We start from the raw sequence: 17,640 nt of genomic DNA, 5'->3' as shown, positions 1-17,640 counted from the left end.
ACCTTCGCTTTTGGGCGATGCCTTGTGGGCTATAGGTGCCTTGGCACGCTGGCGCTTTTTTGATCAATTCAAATTCGGTAACACGGTGCCCAGCACGTCGGGGTCTCTGATCAGCCCGGCGGCACTGGCGATGTCCGGCGCCAGCCAGCGGTCCTGATCGTAGGCTGGAACGCGCTCGCGCAGCAGCTTCCAGGCGATGTCGGTGCCGGCGCCGAAGCGCTGGGCCTTGAGAAACTCAAGGGCCTGGGCCGCCAGCAGGTATTCGATGGCGAGGATCTGCGTGCAGTTTTCCAGCGCCCGGTGCAGCTTCAGGGCCGCGTTGGTGCCCATGCTCAGGTGATCTTCCTGCAATCCCGAGGTGACGAAATTATCCAGCACCGCCGGTTGCGCCAGTTGCTTGTTTTCCGCGCACAGCGACGCGGCGACGTATTGCACGATCATCATCCCCGAGTTCACGCCGGGGTTGGCCACCAGGAACGCCGGCAAGCCGCTGACGTGAGGGTTGATCAAGCGGTCGAGGCGACGCTCGGCGATGGAGCCGATCTCTGCCATGGCAATCGCCAGCAAGTCCGCCGCCAACGCCACCGATTGGCCGTGGGGATTGGCCTGGGACATGACCCGGAAATTCTCTGGCGTACCCAGGAGCAGCGGGTTGTCGGTGACGGCGTTGAGCTCGGTTTCAATCTGTTGCCGGGCGTGCTCCAGTTGATCGCGAGCAGCGCCGTGCACTTGCGGAATCGAGCGGATGCTCAAGGCGTCCTGGGTGCGGATGCCCAGGCTTGACGCAATGACTTCGCTGCCATCGAGCAATGCCCGCAGGTTCACGCCAACCTGCTGCATGCCGGGGTGTGGCTTGAGCGCGATGATCTCGGCATCGAACGCGGCAATCTGCCCGCGCTGGGCTTCGAAGCTCATGGCGCCGATCACATCCGCCCATTGCACCAGCCGCGTGGCATCGGCCAGGGCCAGGCAACTGAGGCCGGTCATGCACGGCGTGCCGTTGACCAGGCACAAACCGTCCTTGGCCCCCAGTTGCACCGGTTGCAAACCTTCTGCGGCCAGGGCCTGTTGCGCCGGGACGACTTGCCCGCGATAGCTGACCTGTCCAACGCCCAGCAGCGCGATGCCGACGTGCGCCATGTGGGTCAGGTAACCCACCGAACCCTGGGACGGCACTTGCGGCGTGATGCCGCGATTGAGCAGCGCCAGCAACGCCTCGACCACCCGGCGATGAATGCCGGACTTGCCTTGGCTGTAGTTGTGGATGGCGGCGCAGAGGATTGCCCGGGTCTGCTCGTCGGAGAGTGCCGGGCCGACACCACAGGCATGGCTGAGCAAGGTATTGCGCGACAGCTGGCTGAGTTGTTCATCCTTGAGCGAGACATTGCACAATGCCCCGAGGCCGGTGTTGACGCCATAGGCGCGCTCGCCGCTTTCGACGATGCGCTGGACGATGGCCTGGGCATTGTCGATCCGCGCCCAGACTTGGGCCGACAGTTCCAGCGGCGCGCCGAAGCGGGCGACGGCGACCACGTCCTGCCAGCGCAGGGGGGCGCCGGTGATGATGATTTTTTCAGCCTGGGACATCTTCAACCTCATGCTTGCAACTTGAACATTGATGCAGCTTTGCCGGCCCTATCGCGAGCAAGCTCGCTCCCACAGGGATTTCCTTTGGGCAAAAAATGTGTGAACAAAGGAGGCCCCTTGTGGGAGCGAGCTTGCTCGCGATGACGCCAGCCCAGCCATCACAAATCCCTCAAACCACCGCCGCCCGCCGCTGCACAAACCGATCGACATACTCATCCGCCGGCGAGTGCAGGATCTCCCGCGGCGTGCCGACCTGGATCAGCTTGCCGTCCTTGAGGATCGCAATGCGGTTGCCGATGCGCACGGCCTCGTCGAGGTCGTGGGTGATGAAGACGATGGTCTTGTGCAGGGTCTTTTGCAGTTCCAGCAACTGATCCTGCATTTCCGCGCGGATCAGCGGATCGAGGGCGCTGAAGGCTTCGTCCATCAGGATGATGTCGGTGTCCGCCGCCAGGGCCCGGGCCAGGCCGACGCGCTGGCGCATGCCGCCGGAGAGCTGGTGCGGGTATTTGTTTTCGTAGCCTTTCAGCCCGACGGTGTTGATCCAGTGCAGTGCGCGCTCGGCGCACACCTGCTTGCTCTCCCCACGGACTTTCAAGCCATAGGCGACGTTGTCCAGCACGCTCTTGTGGGGCAGCAGGCCGAAGCTCTGGAAGACCATGCTGATCTTGTGCCGGCGAAATTCGCGCAGGGCGTCCATATCCAGTTGCAGGATGTCTTCGCCGTCCACCAGGATCGCGCCGCTGGTGGGATCGATCAGCCGGTTGAAATGGCGCACCAGGGTGGACTTGCCGGAGCCGGACAGGCCCATGATCACGAAGATCTCGCCGGTGCCGATACTCAGCGACAGATCGTTCACGCCGACCACGCAGCCGGTTTCGGCCAGCACCTGGTCCTTGGTCTTGTTCTGGCGGATCAGCTCCAGGGCTTCCTTGGAGCGGTTGCCGAAAATCTTGAAGACATTCTTGACTTCGATCTTGCTGATGGCTGCGTTGCTCATTTGCTCACCTCATGCCGAGGACGACCATAGGCCTGGGTAATGCGGTCGATGACCACGGCGAGAATCACGATGGCCAGGCCCGCTTCCAGGCCACGCCCGACGTTGAGGGTCTGGATGCCCACCAGCACGTCTTCACCCAGGCCACGGGCGCCGATCATCGAGGCAATGACCACCATCGACAGGGCCATCATGGTGGTCTGGTTGATCCCGGCCATGATGCTCGGCAGGGCCAGGGGCAGTTGCACGCCGAACAGCTGCTGCCAGCGGTTGGCGCCGAAGGCGTTGATGGCTTCCATCACTTCGCCGTCCACCTGGCGGATGCCCAGGTCGGTCAGGCGAATCAACGGTGGCGCGGCGTAGATCACCGTGGCGAAGATCGCCGGGACCTTGCCCAGGCCGAACAGCATCAACACCGGAATCAGGTACACGAAACTCGGCATGGTCTGCATGATGTCCAGCAACGGCATCAGCACCGAACGCAGGCGATTGCTGCGCGCCGAGAGGATGCCCAGCGGAATGCCGATCATCACCGAGATCAGCGTCGCCACCAGCATCAGGGCGAGGGTCTGCATGAGCTTGTCCCACAGGCCCACCGCGCCCACCAGGAACAGCAGGCCAACGATCACCGCCGTGGTGACGACCTTGCGCGTGGCGTGCCAGGCAACGCCGCCGACAATGGCCAGCATCAGCCACCAGGGCGCCATGCGCAGCAGGCCTTCGAGGTTGACGATGGCCCACAGCAACGTGTCGGAGATGTGCCGGAACACGTCGCCATAGTTGGTCACCAGGGCGTCGACCCAACCGTTGACCCAGTCGGCGATGGAGAAGGTAAAGCTTTCGGGAAACATAAGAGACTCTCGATCAGGTGGATGCGGTGAATGTCCCGGCCAGCCCATGGGTTGGCCGGGAAATATTCGACCTACAGAGCCGCGTCGATTTTCTTGGCAGCGTCTTCGCTGACCCACGCATGCCAGACTTCAGGATGTTCCTTCAGGAAGATCTTCGCCAGTTTCGGCGACTCGATCCGCTCTTTGGCCATGCGCCCGAGGTTCTGGTTCAGGATATCGATGGGCAGGTTGACCTTTTCCAGGACCGCCACCAGTTCCGGGGCTTCGTCGTGGAAGGTCTTGGACAGGCCGACCTTGATGCTCACGCTTTTATCCACGCCCGGTTTCTCTTCCAATTTCACCAGGTCCACCTGGCCCATCAGCGGCGTTGGCGACCAGTAGTAGAACAAGATCGGTTCGCCACGCTTGTAACTCGACAGCACCGCCGCATCCAGCGCCGGGCCGGTGCCTGGACGGAAGTTGGTGTAGGTTTTTTCCAGGCCGTAGCTTTTCAGCATTTCGCTGTTGTCCAGCTCGCAGGTCCAACCGGCCGGGCAGTTGTAGAAGCGGCCCTTGGACGGTTCTTCCGGGTCCTTGAACACGGCGGCGTACTGGCCCAGGTCGGCGATGTTCTTCAGGCCCGGCGCCTTGGCTTCGAGCTTGCGCTTGGCGTCGCCTTCAACCACGTAGCGCGGCACGTACCAGCCTTCGATGGCGCCCACCACCGGGGCACCGACGCCGACCACTTTGCCGGCCTTCTCGGCCTTGTTCCATACTTCGCTGCGGCCGACCCATTCTTCGGCGAACACCTGGATGTCGTTGCTGCTCAGGGCGTTCTCCATGGTGATGGAGTTGCCCGGCAGGCTGTCGGTCTTGCAGTCGTAGCCTTTTTCCAGCACCACTTGCAGGACGTCGGTCAGCAGCATGCCGCTTTCCCAGTTCAGGCCGGCGAACTTCACCGGTTTACCCGACTCGCACCAACCGGCCGCTTGCGTGGCGCCGGCGCTGGCCAGCAGGCCCATGGAAAGCAATGTGGTCAGCAGGGTCTTGTTCGACTTCATTATGTGACGCTCCTAATCAGTTGGATTGGCTTACGGCAGTCAAGAGGCATCCAGCCCTGTCAACGTCCCATCAGACCGCTTGGATGCGGCCCGCCCTGCTCGGTTGTGCGTCAACCGTGTCCTGCTCGACCGGCAGGATCAATTGATCGGGTACTGCGCTGTGCCACCTCCTGGCGAGGACGTAGTACAGCGCCGCCGGGACCACCAGGCCGATGATCCAGGAGATATCCACTCCACCCATGGCTTTCACCAGTGGGCCGGTATAGAACTTGGTCGCAATGAACGGCAATTGAACCAGTACGCCAAAGGCATAGACGCTGATGCCGAGCACGTTCCAACGGCCGTAGCGACCGGTCGGATCGGCCAGCGCCGGCACGTCATAGCGCTCGCGCGTGATGCAGTAGTAGTCCACCAGGTTGATCGCACTCCACGGCGTGAAGAACGCCAGCAGGAACAAGATGAAGGACTTGAACGCACCGAGGAACGAGTGCTGGCCGAGCAGCGCAATCAGGGTCGCGGCACCGACAATGAACAGCACGAACACCAGGCGCTGCACACGGGTTACGTTCAGGTGCCCCCGGAAACCGCTGATGATGGTCGCGATGCACATGAAGCTGCCGTAGGAGTTCAGCGTGGAGATGGTGACCTTGCCGAACGCGATGCTGAAGTACAGCAACGCAGCCGTGGCACCGGTACCGCCCAGGCCAACGATGTAGGCCACTTCGTGACCGGCGAATTGTCCGTTGGCCGAGGCCGCGGCAAACACGCCAAGGATCATCGCCACCTGCGCGCCGATGACGGAACCGGCGCCTGCGGCAAAAAAGGTTTTCACCGAGGACGTCTTGCTCGGCAGGTACCGCGAATAGTCCGCCACGTAGGGGCCGAAGGCGATCTGCCAGGAGGCCGCGAGCGACACCGCCAGCAGGAAGCTGCTCCAGCTGAAATGGCGGATTTGCAGGAGTGCGCCAACGTCGGTCTGGCTGATCAACCGAGCGAACAGATAGACAAAGGCGATCACGCCAATGACGCTGGCGACACGGCCAATGAAGTGAATCACCCGATAACCGAGCACCGTGACCAGCACGATGACACTGGCGAAAATGAGGATGCCGACACTGTCGCTGACACCAAACAACTGGCCCAGCGCCTGCCCGGAAAGCACGGTTCCCGTTGCGGTGAAACCCAGGTACATCAGGCACACCAGCACGATCGGGATGGCCGCGCCATACACACCGAACTGCACACGGCTGGAGATCATCTGCGGCAGGCCAAGCTTGGGCCCTTGGGCGGCATGCAAGGCCATGACGCCACCACCGAGCACCTGGCCGATCAGCAAACCGATCAACGACCAGAACACATCACCGCCCAGCACCACCGCCAATGCGCCGGTGACGATCGCAGTGATCTGCAGGTTGGCCCCCATCCAGAGGGTGAACTGGCTCAACAATCGGCCGTGCCGCTCCGCTTCCGGGATGTAGTCGATCGAACGTTTCTCGATCAACGGCTTGCTGCTTTCGCGTGTGCTGGTGACAGCCATGGTTCAACCTCTGTGGATTGTTCTGGTATTCGTTTGCGCCGCATTCCTGTGGGAGCGGGCTTGCTCGCGATGAGGGCGTGTCAGTAGACGGAACCGGTACTGATCCACCGCTATCGCGAGCAAGCTCGCTCCCACAAGGGATCCGGGTTTACTTGCCGGTGATCATCGGCAGGTTCAGCCCCTGCTCCTTCGCGCAATCGATTGCAATCTGGTAACCGGCATCGGCATGGCGCATCACCCCGGTGCCCGGGTCGTTGTGCAGCACGCGGGCAATCCGCTCGGCCGCTTCGTCGGTACCGTCGCAAACGATGACCATGCCCGAGTGCTGGGAGAAGCCCATGCCGACGCCACCACCGTGGTGCAGCGACACCCACGTCGCGCCGCTGGCGGTGTTGAGCAAGGCGTTGAGCAGCGGCCAGTCGGAAACGGCGTCGGAGCCATCCTGCATGGATTCGGTTTCACGGTTTGGGCTGGCCACGGAGCCAGAGTCGAGGTGGTCGCGACCGATGACGATCGGCGCCGACAACTCGCCGCTGCGCACCATTTCGTTGAACGCCAGGCCCAACTTGGCGCGCTGGCCCAGGCCGACCCAGCAGATCCGTGCCGGCAAGCCCTGGAAGCTGATGCGCTCGCGGGCCATGTCCAACCAGTTGTGCAGGTGCGCGTCGTCAGGGATCAGTTCCTTGACCTTGGCGTCGGTCTTGTAGATGTCCTGCGGGTCACCCGACAGCGCGGCCCAGCGGAACGGGCCGATGCCACGGCAGAACAACGGACGGATGTAGGCCGGGACGAAACCCGGGAAGTCGAAGGCATTCTCGACGCCCTCTTCCTGGGCCATCTGGCGAATGTTGTTGCCGTAGTCGAAGGTCGGCACGCCCATCTTCTGGAAGGCGAGCATGGCTTTGACGTGGACGGCCATCGATTGCTTGGCGGCTTTCACCACGGCAGCAGGCTCGGTCTTGGCGCGGGCGCGGTATTCGTCCCAGGTCCAGCCGGCCGGCAGGTAGCCGTTGAGTGGGTCGTGGGCGCTGGTCTGGTCGGTGACCATGTCGGGGCGCACACCACGACGGACCATTTCCGGCAGGATCTCGGCGGCGTTCCCACACAGCGCGATGGATATTGCCTTGCCTTCGGCGGTGTATTTCTCGATGCGCGCCAGGGCGTCGTCGAGGTCCTTGGCTTGCTCGTCGACGTAGCGGGTTTTCAGGCGGAAATCGATGCTCACCTGCTGGCACTCGATGTTCAGCGAACATGCACCGGCCAAAGTTGCGGCCAACGGTTGCGCGCCGCCCATGCCGCCCAGGCCGGCGGTCAGGACCCAACGGCCCTTGAGGTTGGAATCGTAGTGCTGGCGACCAGCCTCGACGAAGGTTTCATAGGTGCCTTGCACGATGCCCTGGCTGCCGATGTAGATCCAGCTGCCGGCGGTCATCTGGCCGTACATGGCCAGGCCCTTGGCGTCGAGTTCGTTGAAGTGTTCCCAACTGGCCCAGTGCGGCACCAGGTTGGAGTTGGCGATCAGCACGCGCGGGGCGTTGCTGTGGGTCTTGAACACGCCCACCGGCTTGCCGGATTGCACCAGCAGGGTTTCGTCATCATTCAGATTGGTGAGGCTTTCGACGATCTTGTCGTAGCACTCCCAGTTGCGCGCCGCGCGGCCGATGCCACCGTAGACCACCAGTTCCTTGGGGTTCTCGGCCACTTCCGGGTCGAGGTTGTTCATCAGCATGCGCAGCGGCGCTTCGGTCAGCCAGCTCTTGGCGGTCAGCGTGTTACCGCGAGGGGCGCGGATTTCAACGTCACGGTATTTTTCAGGTTTGCGGGTAGCGTCGGTCACAGCAAAAACTCCTCAGCGATCAATCCAGACCAGCCCGGGCAGTGGGCAGCGATTCAGCGGACGTTGCGTTGAACGCAAGTGACTCATACGCATACGTCTTTACTTGTATGTACAAGCATATGCAATCAAGCGGCCAACTTGTTGAGGGCTCGTTCAAGAAAGATTGGAGACATCGCTGAAAGCCCCGTGATTGAAAGGCTGTCGAGCTGCATGAAATTTTTGATGAGGGTGCTTAAGGGAGGAATCGGGGGGACACAAAAGCGTGGTATTGCGCCACGCTGGGGCGTTCGGTAACAAGTTGGTGCGCGCTGAAGGAACAACGAACGCGCTTTTTGTGGCGAGGGAGCTTGCTCCCGCTGGGCTGCGATATAGGTAGTCCGCTCCTTCCTCTTCCATACTGATGTTCGCTGGAATTCGGTTGTCGGCGAGGAAGGAACATGCACCTGCGGGCTACGAATAGGGCTGCAACGCATTTCGATGATTACCGCTTCACCTTCGAGCCCAGCAGGTGCGCTTGCGCCCTCTAACGAACACTCAGGGAAAGCCGGCCACGGCTCTCTATATCGCCTTCGCTGGACGCAAGCATGCATGTTCCTGCATGTACTTTAGCGTCTGTGGAGGTGTGCCATGCAAACGCTGTTGTCTCAAGAATTCACTGCTTATATCGGAATTGATTGGGCCGATACCAAACATGACGTTTGCTTGCAGGTTGCTGGGCAGGCCCAGCGGTCCTTCTCGGTGATCCGACACACCCCCGAAGCCATCGATCAATGGGCTCATGCGCTGTACCAGCGCTATGGCGGTCCCATCGCCATTGCCGTGGAATTAGACAAAGGACCTTTGATCGCGGCTCTGCAAAAATATGATTTCTTTTGTTTGTTCCCGATTAACCCTGCCACCTTAGCCAAGCACCGTAAAGCCTTCATTCCCAGCGGTGCGAAGGATGATCCGAGCGATGCCCAGTGGGCGCTTGAGTTGTTGCTCAAGCATCCCGACAGATTTCCCCAGCAAGAGAAACAAAGTCCTGCCATACGCTCTCTGGCTAGCTTGACCGAACATCGGCGAACCTTGGTTGATGAGCGAGTAAGAATCAGCAATCGGTTGGTTTGCATGCTTAAGCAGTACTATCCGTTGGTGCTGGAGTTGTTCCACGACCATGACACGCTGGTGTTTTGTAATTTCCTGGAGCGTTGGTCGACATTGGAAGCACTTAAACGTGCTCGGCCTACCAGCGTTTTGAAGTTTCTTAACGCGCATAATGTTCGCCATGCAGAACTCAATCAGGAGCGTCTGGCCTTGATCCACCAGGCCACGCCGCTGACAGAGGATCCGGGGATTGTTAACCCTTCAGCGCTGTATGTACGGACCCTGGCATCGCAGTTGAGCGGGATGCTGGTGGCGATCAAGCAGTTTGACGCGGCGATTGAAGAAACGGCCAATACCCTGGCCGATTACAGCCTCTTCAAATCCTTGCCTGGGGCCGGGCAACAGCTTGCACCCCGGCTGATGGTGGCTTTTGGTGAGCAGCGTGATCGCTTCAAGAATGCTGGTGCTGTGCAGCGATATGCCGGGATCGCCCCGGTTACCGAGCGCAGTGGCAAGAAGAAAATCGTCCGCTGGCGCTATCTATGCTCAATCTTTTTGCGCCAGACGTTTGTGGAGTGGGCTGCCCACAGCATCAATCAATCGGCATGGGCAGGGGCATACTATCGCCAGCAGAAGGCCAAGGGCTGCTCTCATCAAGCAGCCCTGAGGGCCCTGGCTTTTAAATGGATCAGGATCGCTTATCGGTGCTGGAAGGCTAGAGTCCCGTACGACGAAAGCACCTATCTACAAGCCCTGACCCGCCACAACTCGCCTTTGATGACAGCACCGGAGGTAACGAAAGCATGTTGACGGAAGAGCTCAGGGCGTGAAGCGGCCCCATACCTTGCGACTGCTGCGCAGTCGAGCGGGAGCAAGCTCCCTCGCCACAGGGTGAGTGAAGCCGACGTCAGTGGGCCGTCAGCTCAATCACGCAGCATTGACCGTGAGTGGAAACATCCACCAGCGTGGTGTTACCGCTCAGTTGCAGACAATCGTAAAGTCCCAGGTCAACGGCGGAATCCTCGATCCTGATCGCCAACCCCGGGGCCGCACTGAACACCAATACCGTCTCCGCCTCGCTGAAAAACCGCTGCTGGCCGCCCAACCACTGTAACCGCGCACGGTAACGCTGCGGCGCGTAGATCAGGTTGAAGTCGCGAATCGGCCCGCCCAGCAGCGTGCAATGCACATGACTCTCACCGCTGAACGCAAAAGGGTCCAGCGGATGCAAAGGCCGCGTGGCCTGGCCATCGACGTTCAGGGTCATGCCATCCCCTTGCAAGACGCTGATGACCCGCTCGTAACCGGCGAAGGTGGAAAAACCACCCGACTCACCTATATCGGCAATCGACAGGCGCCAGCCGAAGCCTTCGAGGCCGGCACCGGCATCGCGGGTGATTTCTTCCGTGCTGCCACCGCCGTTCTTCCACGGCATGCGCGGGTAATCCGCAGCGCGTAAAACCTTCAACTGGCTCATTTATGAAAACGCCCTTCCAGACTGTGACGGGAGCCCGGATGGATCAGGCGTGCGGCGGTCACCGGCTGGCGCCCGGACCAGGTGCGGCGACGGATCAACAGGCACGGCTCGCCCCGCTCGATCTGCAGCAGCTTGCATTCGCTCGGCTCGGCCAGGATTGCCTCGACCACATGCTCGCCTTCGGTCAGCGGCGCAACCTGATTCAGATAGGCGTAGGGCGTTTGGAGGGTGAAGTCTTGCTTGAGATACTCGGGCGCCACCAGTGCGTTGACGAAACGGTCCTCGATTTGCACGGGGATGTCGTTCTCGAAATGCACGATCAACGAGTGGAACACCTTCTGGCCTTCGCGCATGTCCAGGGCCAACGCGCGCTCGGAACCGGCGGCCTCTTCTTCGAGGGTGATGACCTTGCAGGTGTGGCGATGACCGCGGGAGGCGATTTCATCGGCGATGTTGTGCACTTCGAACAGCGCGGACTGACTCTTCGGTTCGGCCACGAACGTGCCGACACCCTGCATGCGCACCAGCAGGCCATCGGCGGTCATTTCCCGCAGGGCGCGGTTGATGGTCATGCGGCTGAAGCCCAACTGGCTGACCAGTTCGCTTTCCGAGGGCACGCGATAATGCGGCGGCCAGTTTCCACTGTCGATCTGCTGGGTGATCATCTGTTTGACGCGGGCGTACAAGGGCGCCGGACTGTCACCCATGTGTGCGGCCAGCGGCGGTTTGGCAGGCGGAGTCGGCACGGCGTATTCCTGTTCTGCGAATGTTGATGACTAGCTTGCCGGAGTTTACCGGGCAGGCAAACGTCTGTATATGTATATACAAATTACACGCAACGAGGTTCAACCGATGTCCGCCTTCTTTGCCGAGCGTGCGCTACTGCCTAATGGATGGGCCAAAGATGTACGTCTTGAGGTCGACGCCGAGGGCGTCCTGACCCATGTCCAGGCCGATTCCCATGCAGACGGCGCCGAACGGCTGAGTGGTCCGCTGTTGCCGGGCATGCCGAACCTGCATTCCCATGCGTTCCAGCGAGCCATGGCCGGGCTGGCGGAAGTGGCGGGCAATCCCAATGACAGTTTCTGGACCTGGCGCGACCTGATGTATCGCCTCGTCGGAAAGATCAGCCCCGACCAGCTTGGCATCATCGCCCGGCAGCTTTACATCGAAATGCTCAAGGCCGGCTATACCTCGGTTGCCGAATTCCATTACGTACACCATGACACCGACGGCACGCCTTACGCCGACCCGGCCGAACTGGCCCTGCGTATCAGTCAGGCCGCCAGTGCCGCGGGCATTGGCTTGACCTTGCTGCCGGTGCTCTACAGCCATTCCAGTTTCGGCGGCCAGGCACCCAACGACGGGCAGCGCCGGTTCATCAACAGCACCGAAAACTACCTGAAGCTCCAGTCACGCTTGCAGCCGATCCTGGCCGGGCAACCGTCCCAGGCGCTGGGCTTGTGCTTCCACTCGCTGCGCGCCGTGACACCGGGGCAGATCCATGACGTGCTGGCCGCCAGCGACCGTGATTGCCCGGTGCACATCCACATCGCCGAACAGCAAAAGGAAGTCGACGACTGCCTGAGCTGGAGCGGCGTGCGTCCGCTGCAATGGCTGTACGAAAATGCCGAGGTGGATCAACGCTGGTGCCTGGTCCATGCCACCCACGCCAATCCGCAGGAAGTCAGCCTGATGGCCAAGAGCCGGGCGATTGCCGGCCTGTGCCTGACCACCGAAGCCAATCTGGGCGACGGGATTTTTCCAGCCGTGGACTTCCTCGCCCAAGGTGGGCGGATGGGTATCGGGTCCGATAGCCATGTGTCGCTGAGCGTGGTCGAAGAGTTGCGCTGGTTGGAATATGGCCAGCGGCTGCGGGACCAGCGCCGCAACCGGTTGTACCGAACGGATCAGCCGATGGTGGGACGTACCCTGTATGACGCAGCGTTGGAAGGTGGCGCCCAGGCGTTGGGCCAACCCATCGGCGCGTTGGAAGTCGGCAAGCGCGCCGACTGGCTGGTGCTCGATGGCAACGATCCGTACCTGGCCACGGCCAATGGCGACGGCATCCTCAACCGTTGGCTGTTTGCCGGCGGCGATCGCCAGGTGCGGGATGTGATGGTTGCCGGCAAGTGGCAAGTGCGCGACGGACACCATGCCGGCGAGGAAGAAAGCGCCCGGGCGTTTACCCAGGTCCTGCGCGAGCTATTGAATTGACACCAAAAAATCAAGATGGAAATACAAATGTGGGAGCGAGCTTGCTCGCGATGAGGCCTTTACCTTCAACATAAATGTTGATTGAAAGTCCGCTATCGCGAGCAAGCTCGCTCCCACATTGGTTTCGGGTGACGGTCAGTCCGAAGTCTTGGCCATCTGCCGGTCCGATGCACGCCAGACCAACCGCGTCGTGTCATACCCTTGCTGCCGCGCCTTGCTCAGCAGCTCTTCGCGTACATCGACCTTGACCGTTGGCGTGCGGGACAGCAGCCACATGTAGCGACGGCTCGGGTCACCAACGATGGCGGTCTTGTAGTCATCGCTGACGTACAGCACCCAATACTCACCCTTGGCCACGCCCGGCAGGACTTTCGAGAACCAGGTATCGAATTCGACCCAGAGCTTGTCGGTCTTGCCCGGCACCTGCGGGTAAGCGGTGCCCCTGGCCTCTTCCCACTTCCAATCGGAGGTCAGGCAGCGGTTGAACACGTCCACATTGCCGTCAGGCTTGAGGGTGTAGTGAGCTTCCGATTGCGCGCAGTTGCGCTGGAAATACATCGGCAGGCGGGCCAGCTCGTACCAGGTCCCTTGGTAACGCTTGAGATTGACACTGTTGACAGTCTTGGGCGCCAACGGGTCTACGCCAGAAGTGGCACAGCCGGCCAATACCAGGCCAGCCAAAAGCACAAAAACTAACCGCATCATTATTTTTTTCTCCCGTGGGCGCTTGGCCCCGGTTTACTCCAGGTTACTTCAGGCCTTGGCCGGAAAACATCAACACTTTGTCACCGGCGTACTGCACGCTGATAAAGCTTTTCTGGTCGCCCCAGGTGCAGCTGGACATGCCGAGCGCGCCCGAACAGTCAGTCGGTTTTCCCAGCAACGTCTCGACCTCGGCCTTGGGCATCCCGGCCGACAGCTTCGAATAGTTTTCCTGGTTGACCTTGCTGCATGCGGTCAACACGACGCACATAAACAGCAGGGCGATAGAACGCAGCGACATGGTGTAACTCCTGGAACGGAAGGGAGGTGGCAGGGTGCCAACCTGAACCTTAGAAGAGAAAACCCCTATCTGGTTCCCCGACTACCCCAGTATTTATTGGCTGTGCAAAGGTGTTTCACCGATGAATCAGCCAGAGTGTGACGGGGTCGTGCCTTTCGTCGGGATAGCGGCCCCGGAGCCTGATGAGCCGGGCTTGCGGGCCGATAAAAAGTAACAGCGCAAAATCCTGCGTTATGGCAAATTGACTCCCCTTTTTGACCCGTCCCCTCGCGGTAGCGTTCTTAATGACCAGAAACATGAAATTCAGCCACAAAATCCTGTTGGCTGCCGCCCTTGTGGTGGCCGTCGCATTCGCCTGTTTCATCCTGTTCAACGACTACCGCCAACGACAAAGCCTCAACACCAGCACCGAGACGTCCATGCAGGAACTCGGCAGCCTGACCAGCCGTAACATCCAGACCTGGGTCGAAGGCCGAATCCAATTGCTGCAATCGCTGGCCCAACAAATCGCTATCGACGGCAGCGCTGCCGACAGCCTGAAACGCGCCGTGGGCCTGCCGGCCTACACCAGCAATTTCCAGCTCAGCTATTTCGGCGGCACCGACGGCGTGATGTTTTCGGTACCGGCCGGCAATCGTGCCGCCGATTACGACCCGCGCGCCCGTGGCTGGTACAAGGCCGCCAACAGCGCCCAGCAGACCATCGTCACCGAACCCTACATCGCCGCTTCGTCGGGCAAGCTGGTGATCACCGTTGCCACGCCGGTACAGCGCCAGAACCAGATGATCGGCGTGGCCGGGGCGGACATCGATCTGTCGAGCGTCAGCGCCATCATCAACTCGCTGAACTTTGGCGGCCACGGTCACGCGTTCATCGTCAGCGCCGACGGCAAGATCCTCGTGCATCCTGACAGCAAGCGCGTGCTCAAGACCCTCGCCGAGGCCTATCCCAACGGTGCGCCTCAAATCAGTCCGGGCGTTAAAGAAGTCGACCTCGACGGCAAAACCCAATTTATCTCTTTCACCCAGGTCAACGGCGTCCCCGGTGCCAACTGGTACGTGGCGCTGGTGCTTGATAAAGACACAGCCTTGGCGATGCTCAGCGAATTCCGCACCTCGGCGCTGATTGCCATGGCCATTGCCGTGGTGTTCATCATCGCGCTGCTGGGCATGCTGATCCGCGTGCTGATGCAACCGCTGCTGACCATGGGCCGCGCCATGCACGACATCGCCGAAGGCGAAGGCGACCTGACCCGCCGCCTGACCATCCACGGCCATGACGAATTCGGCGCGCTGGGCACCTCGTTCAACCGCTTCGTCGAGCGTATCCACACCTCGATCCGCGAAGTAGCCTCGGCAACCGGCCAGGTCAATGAAGTCGCCCTGCGCGTGGTCAGCGCGTCCAACTCGTCGATGTTCAACTCCGACCAGCAGGCCTCGCGCACCAGCAGCGTCGCCGCGGCCATCAACCAGCTCGGCGCCGCCGCCCAGGAAATCGCCCAGAACGCCGCCCTTGCCTCGCAGCACTCCAGCGAGGCCCGCAACCTGGCCGAAGATGGCCAGCAAGTGGTGGATAAAACCATCACGGCGATGCAGCAGCTGTCGGCCAAGATCAGCGATTCGTGCGGCAACATCGAAACGCTGAACAGCAACACAGTGAATATCGGCCAGATTCTCGAGGTGATCACCAGCATTTCCCAGCAGACCAACCTGCTCGCCCTCAACGCCGCCATCGAAGCGGCCCGGGCCGGTGAAGCCGGTCGCGGCTTCGCGGTCGTCGCCGACGAGGTGCGCAACCTGGCCCACCGCACCCAGGATTCAGCGCAGCAAGTGCAGAAGATGATCGAAGAGCTGCAAGTCGGCGCGCGGGAAGCGGTGCTGACCATGACCGACAGCCAGCGCCAGAGCGAAGGCAGCGTCAGCATCGCCAACCAGGCGGGCGAACGCCTGGGCAGCGTGACCCAGCGCATCGGCGAAATCGACGGCATGAACCAATCCGTGGCCACCGCCACCGAAGAGCAGACCGCCGTGGTGGAATCGATCAACGTCGACATCAACGAGATCAACACCCTGAACCAGGAAGGTGTGGAAAACCTGCAAGCCACCTTACGCGCCTGTTCCGACCTGGAGCAGCAGGCGGCGCGGTTGAAGCAGTTGGTGGGTAGTTTCCGGATCTAGTCTGGAAGGGCCCCATCGCGAGCTAGCTCGCTCCCACACTGGATTTCCATTCGCTAAAAGTCCTGTGGGAGCGAGCTTGCTCCGGGCGGCGATCCGACGATAGCGGCATCAGCCGCGCAGAAAAAATCAGAACCTCGACCCAGGCCTGCTCAAGAACTCCACTTCCTCAGCCGTGGACTCGCGCCCCAACACCGCATTGCGATGGGGAAAGCGCCCGAACCGGGCAATGATCTTCTGATGCCGCTCGGCATAATCCAGGTTGTCTTCAAACACCGCCCGCTGCGCCTCGGGCTGCTCCCGGACCAGCTCGATAAACCGCGACACGGCTTCGTTCTGCACCGCGAGGTTTTCGCAGTGTTCGAGGACGAGGTAGATGAATACGCGCTGGATCGGCCGCAGTTGCCGGTCGAAACCCGCCGCCAGACCCTGGGCCACCAGCGCTTGGGCACGCAGGTCGCCGGAGAAGCTCTCGGGGGTGTTGCGAAAGATCATCCGGGGAAGTTGATCCAGTAGCAGCACCAGGGCCAGCCAACCTTCCGGGCGTTGCGCCCAATCGGTCAATCCGCCGGCCAGTGCTTGCTCGACCAGATCGCCGAAGCGCTCTCGCGCCTGGCGATCATGGCCTTTGCCAAACCACAGCTTGCCCTTGTCAGCCGCGATCTCATCTGGTTTTTCGGCTGTGCCAAACCACCAATCGAGCAACGGCTGCCAGGGCTCGGCCATGATTTACTCCTTGTGATAAGCCGTGGCGCGCGCCACTTCTTCCTTCGAGCCGAGGAACACTGCAACGCGCTGGTGCAGGCCTTCAGGCTTGATGTCGAGGATACGCTGGTGGCCGTCGGTGGAAGCGCCGCCTGCCTGCTCCACCAGGAACGACATCGGGTTGGCTTCGTACATCAGGCGCAGCTTGCCCGGCTTGGACGGCTCGCGGCTGTCGCGTGGGTACATGAACAGACCGCCACGGGTCAGGATGCGGTGTACATCGGCGACCATCGCAGCCACCCAACGCATGTTGTAGTTCTTTTTCAGCGGGCCTTCTTCACCGGCCAGCAACTCGCTGACGTAGCGTTGTACCGGGGCTTCCCAGTGACGCTGGTTGGACATGTTGATGGCGAATTCCTGGGTGGTTTCAGGAATGGTGATGTCTTCGTGGGTCAGTACGAAACTGCCCATCTCGCGGTCCAGGGTGAAGCCCTTGACGCCGTCGCCCAGGGTCAGCACTAGCATGGTCTGAGGACCGTAGATGGCATAACCGGCGGCGACCTGTTCGGTACCGGGCTGCAGGAAGGCCTTTTCATTCAGGGCTTCGTTCTGGCTCAGGTACTCGTTCGGGCAACGCAGTACCGAGAAGATCGTGCCGACCGGTGCGTTGATGTCGATATTCGACGAACCGTCCAGTGGGTCGAATACCAACAGGTAGGCGCCTTTCGGATACTTGCCCGGGATCTGGTAGGCATTGTCCATTTCCTCGGACGCCATGCCGGCCAGGTGACCGCCCCATTCGTTGGCTTCCAGCAGGATTTCGTTGGAGAGCACGTCGAGCTTCTTCTGCACTTCGCCCTGCACGTTTTCGGTGCCCATGCTGCCCAGGACACCGCCCAGCGCGCCCTTGGACACGGCGTGGCTGATCTCCTTGCATGCACGCGCCACCACTTCGATCAAAAAGCGCAGATCGGCAGGGGTATTGTTGCTGCGGGTCTGCTCAATCAAATAGCGACTCAAGGTAACGCGGGACATGGACGGCTCCGAAGAATAGGGGGCGGAAAACCCGCGCAGTTTAGCGCGAGTCGGGACTTAATTCCTCCTATGAGACGGGATATGGAGGATTGAG

15 protein-coding genes are annotated in these 17,640 nt (G+C 61.1%); 3 read left to right on the top strand and 12 right to left on the bottom strand.

Features of this window, described 5'->3' with window-relative positions; translation table 11 throughout:
• Positions 1–63: 63 nt before the first annotated feature.
• The 6 genes from hutH to hutU all read right to left on the bottom strand — a co-directional run bounded on the left by hutH (position 64) and on the right by hutU (position 7,849).
• Positions 64–1,587, bottom strand: coding sequence for a histidine ammonia-lyase (hutH, locus tag Q7C33_RS22900; protein WP_407684215.1), 1,524 nt, complete (start codon positions 1,585–1,587; stop codon positions 64–66).
• 169 nt (positions 1,588–1,756) lie between these two features.
• Positions 1,757–2,587, bottom strand: coding sequence for a quaternary amine ABC transporter ATP-binding protein (locus Q7C33_RS22895; protein ID WP_050586211.1), 831 nt, complete (start codon positions 2,585–2,587; stop codon positions 1,757–1,759).
• Entirely contained in the window at positions 2,584–3,435 is an 852-nt protein-coding gene (locus Q7C33_RS22890; RefSeq protein ID WP_030138265.1) for an ABC transporter permease, read from the bottom strand. Before Q7C33_RS22890 ends, Q7C33_RS22895 begins: the two co-directional genes overlap by 4 nt.
• A 71-nt stretch (positions 3,436–3,506) precedes the next feature.
• Positions 3,507–4,475 (bottom strand): ABC transporter substrate-binding protein, encoded by a 969-nt coding sequence (locus Q7C33_RS22885; RefSeq protein ID WP_014336129.1) that lies wholly within the window; start codon positions 4,473–4,475, stop codon positions 3,507–3,509.
• Between the two features lie 70 nt (positions 4,476–4,545).
• On the bottom strand, positions 4,546–6,012 hold the full coding sequence (locus Q7C33_RS22880) for a purine-cytosine permease family protein (protein WP_407684214.1): 1,467 nt from the start codon (positions 6,010–6,012) through the stop codon (positions 4,546–4,548).
• Between the two features lie 148 nt (positions 6,013–6,160).
• Entirely contained in the window at positions 6,161–7,849 is a 1,689-nt protein-coding gene (gene hutU / locus Q7C33_RS22875) for a urocanate hydratase (RefSeq protein ID WP_039592729.1), read from the bottom strand.
• Positions 7,850–8,476: 627 nt separating this feature from the next.
• Between hutU and Q7C33_RS22870 the strand changes: the two genes are divergently transcribed.
• Entirely contained in the window at positions 8,477–9,745 is a 1,269-nt protein-coding gene (locus Q7C33_RS22870; RefSeq protein ID WP_407684213.1) for an IS110 family transposase, read from the top strand.
• A 97-nt stretch (positions 9,746–9,842) separates the two neighbouring features.
• Here Q7C33_RS22870 and Q7C33_RS22865 read toward each other — a convergent pair whose 3' ends face one another.
• Both Q7C33_RS22865 and hutC read right to left on the bottom strand, forming a co-directional pair.
• The gene (locus Q7C33_RS22865) at positions 9,843–10,412 is read right to left on the bottom strand and encodes a HutD/Ves family protein (RefSeq protein WP_407684212.1); all 570 of its coding nucleotides are present in this window, start codon (positions 10,410–10,412) and stop codon (positions 9,843–9,845) included.
• Positions 10,409–11,119, bottom strand: a complete 711-nt coding sequence (hutC, locus tag Q7C33_RS22860) for a histidine utilization repressor (protein ID WP_181291028.1) — start codon at positions 11,117–11,119, stop codon at positions 10,409–10,411. Before hutC ends, Q7C33_RS22865 begins: the two co-directional genes overlap by 4 nt.
• Before the next feature lie 145 nt (positions 11,120–11,264).
• Here hutC and Q7C33_RS22855 point away from each other — a divergent pair, with 145 nt between their 5' ends.
• Positions 11,265–12,629, top strand: a complete 1,365-nt coding sequence (locus Q7C33_RS22855; RefSeq protein WP_407684211.1) for a formimidoylglutamate deiminase — start codon at positions 11,265–11,267, stop codon at positions 12,627–12,629.
• Between the two features lie 135 nt (positions 12,630–12,764).
• Here the strand turns inward: Q7C33_RS22855 and Q7C33_RS22850 are convergent, their stop codons facing one another.
• Both Q7C33_RS22850 and Q7C33_RS22845 read right to left on the bottom strand, forming a co-directional pair.
• Complete coding sequence (locus Q7C33_RS22850) at positions 12,765–13,334, bottom strand: lipocalin family protein (protein WP_030141454.1); 570 nt, start codon at positions 13,332–13,334, stop codon at positions 12,765–12,767.
• Between the two features lie 43 nt (positions 13,335–13,377).
• The gene (locus tag Q7C33_RS22845) at positions 13,378–13,632 is read right to left on the bottom strand and encodes a hypothetical protein (RefSeq protein WP_003186715.1); all 255 of its coding nucleotides are present in this window, start codon (positions 13,630–13,632) and stop codon (positions 13,378–13,380) included.
• A 284-nt stretch (positions 13,633–13,916) separates the two neighbouring features.
• On the opposite strand from Q7C33_RS22845, the gene Q7C33_RS22840 reads away from it, so the two are divergent.
• Complete coding sequence (locus tag Q7C33_RS22840) at positions 13,917–15,809, top strand: methyl-accepting chemotaxis protein (protein WP_198797384.1); 1,893 nt, start codon at positions 13,917–13,919, stop codon at positions 15,807–15,809.
• A 126-nt stretch (positions 15,810–15,935) separates the two neighbouring features.
• Here the strand turns inward: Q7C33_RS22840 and Q7C33_RS22835 are convergent, their stop codons facing one another.
• On the bottom strand, positions 15,936–16,532 hold the full coding sequence (locus tag Q7C33_RS22835; RefSeq protein ID WP_407684210.1) for a DUF924 family protein: 597 nt from the start codon (positions 16,530–16,532) through the stop codon (positions 15,936–15,938).
• A gap of 3 nt (positions 16,533–16,535) precedes the next feature.
• On the bottom strand, positions 16,536–17,546 hold the full coding sequence (locus Q7C33_RS22830) for a class 1 fructose-bisphosphatase (RefSeq protein WP_030141457.1): 1,011 nt from the start codon (positions 17,544–17,546) through the stop codon (positions 16,536–16,538).
• Positions 17,547–17,640 lie beyond the last annotated feature (94 nt).

The organism is Pseudomonas sp. BP11-1-1, assembly GCF_052112105.1.
In the GTDB taxonomy this organism is placed as follows: Bacteria; Pseudomonadota; Gammaproteobacteria; order Pseudomonadales; family Pseudomonadaceae; genus Aquipseudomonas; species Aquipseudomonas alvandae.
The sequence above is the reverse complement of the archived record's forward strand: the minus strand, read 5'-3'. Positions and strand labels throughout refer to the sequence as shown.

Excerpts from the sequence above, each read along its gene's own strand:
- Q7C33_RS22865 (WP_407684212.1), bottom strand. The coding sequence starts at position 10,412 with ATGAGCCAGTTGAAGGTTTTACGCGCTGCGGATTACCCGCGCATGCCG.
- Q7C33_RS22830 (WP_030141457.1), bottom strand. The coding sequence starts at position 17,546 with ATGTCCCGCGTTACCTTGAGTCGCTATTTGATTGAGCAGACCCGCAGC.
- Q7C33_RS22895 (WP_050586211.1), bottom strand. The coding sequence starts at position 2,587 with ATGAGCAACGCAGCCATCAGCAAGATCGAAGTCAAGAATGTCTTCAAG.
- hutC (WP_181291028.1), bottom strand. The coding sequence starts at position 11,119 with ATGGGTGACAGTCCGGCGCCCTTGTACGCCCGCGTCAAACAGATGATC.
- Q7C33_RS22850 (WP_030141454.1), bottom strand. The coding sequence starts at position 13,334 with ATGATGCGGTTAGTTTTTGTGCTTTTGGCTGGCCTGGTATTGGCCGGC.
- hutH (WP_407684215.1), bottom strand. The coding sequence starts at position 1,587 with ATGTCCCAGGCTGAAAAAATCATCATCACCGGCGCCCCCCTGCGCTGG.
- Q7C33_RS22845 (WP_003186715.1), bottom strand. The coding sequence starts at position 13,632 with ATGTCGCTGCGTTCTATCGCCCTGCTGTTTATGTGCGTCGTGTTGACC.
- Q7C33_RS22835 (WP_407684210.1), bottom strand. The coding sequence starts at position 16,532 with ATGGCCGAGCCCTGGCAGCCGTTGCTCGATTGGTGGTTTGGCACAGCC.
- Q7C33_RS22855 (WP_407684211.1), top strand. The coding sequence starts at position 11,265 with ATGTCCGCCTTCTTTGCCGAGCGTGCGCTACTGCCTAATGGATGGGCC.
- Q7C33_RS22870 (WP_407684213.1), top strand. The coding sequence starts at position 8,477 with ATGCAAACGCTGTTGTCTCAAGAATTCACTGCTTATATCGGAATTGAT.
- Q7C33_RS22885 (WP_014336129.1), bottom strand. The coding sequence starts at position 4,475 with ATGAAGTCGAACAAGACCCTGCTGACCACATTGCTTTCCATGGGCCTG.
- Q7C33_RS22890 (WP_030138265.1), bottom strand. The coding sequence starts at position 3,435 with ATGTTTCCCGAAAGCTTTACCTTCTCCATCGCCGACTGGGTCAACGGT.
- Q7C33_RS22840 (WP_198797384.1), top strand. The coding sequence starts at position 13,917 with ATGACCAGAAACATGAAATTCAGCCACAAAATCCTGTTGGCTGCCGCC.
- Q7C33_RS22880 (WP_407684214.1), bottom strand. The coding sequence starts at position 6,012 with ATGGCTGTCACCAGCACACGCGAAAGCAGCAAGCCGTTGATCGAGAAA.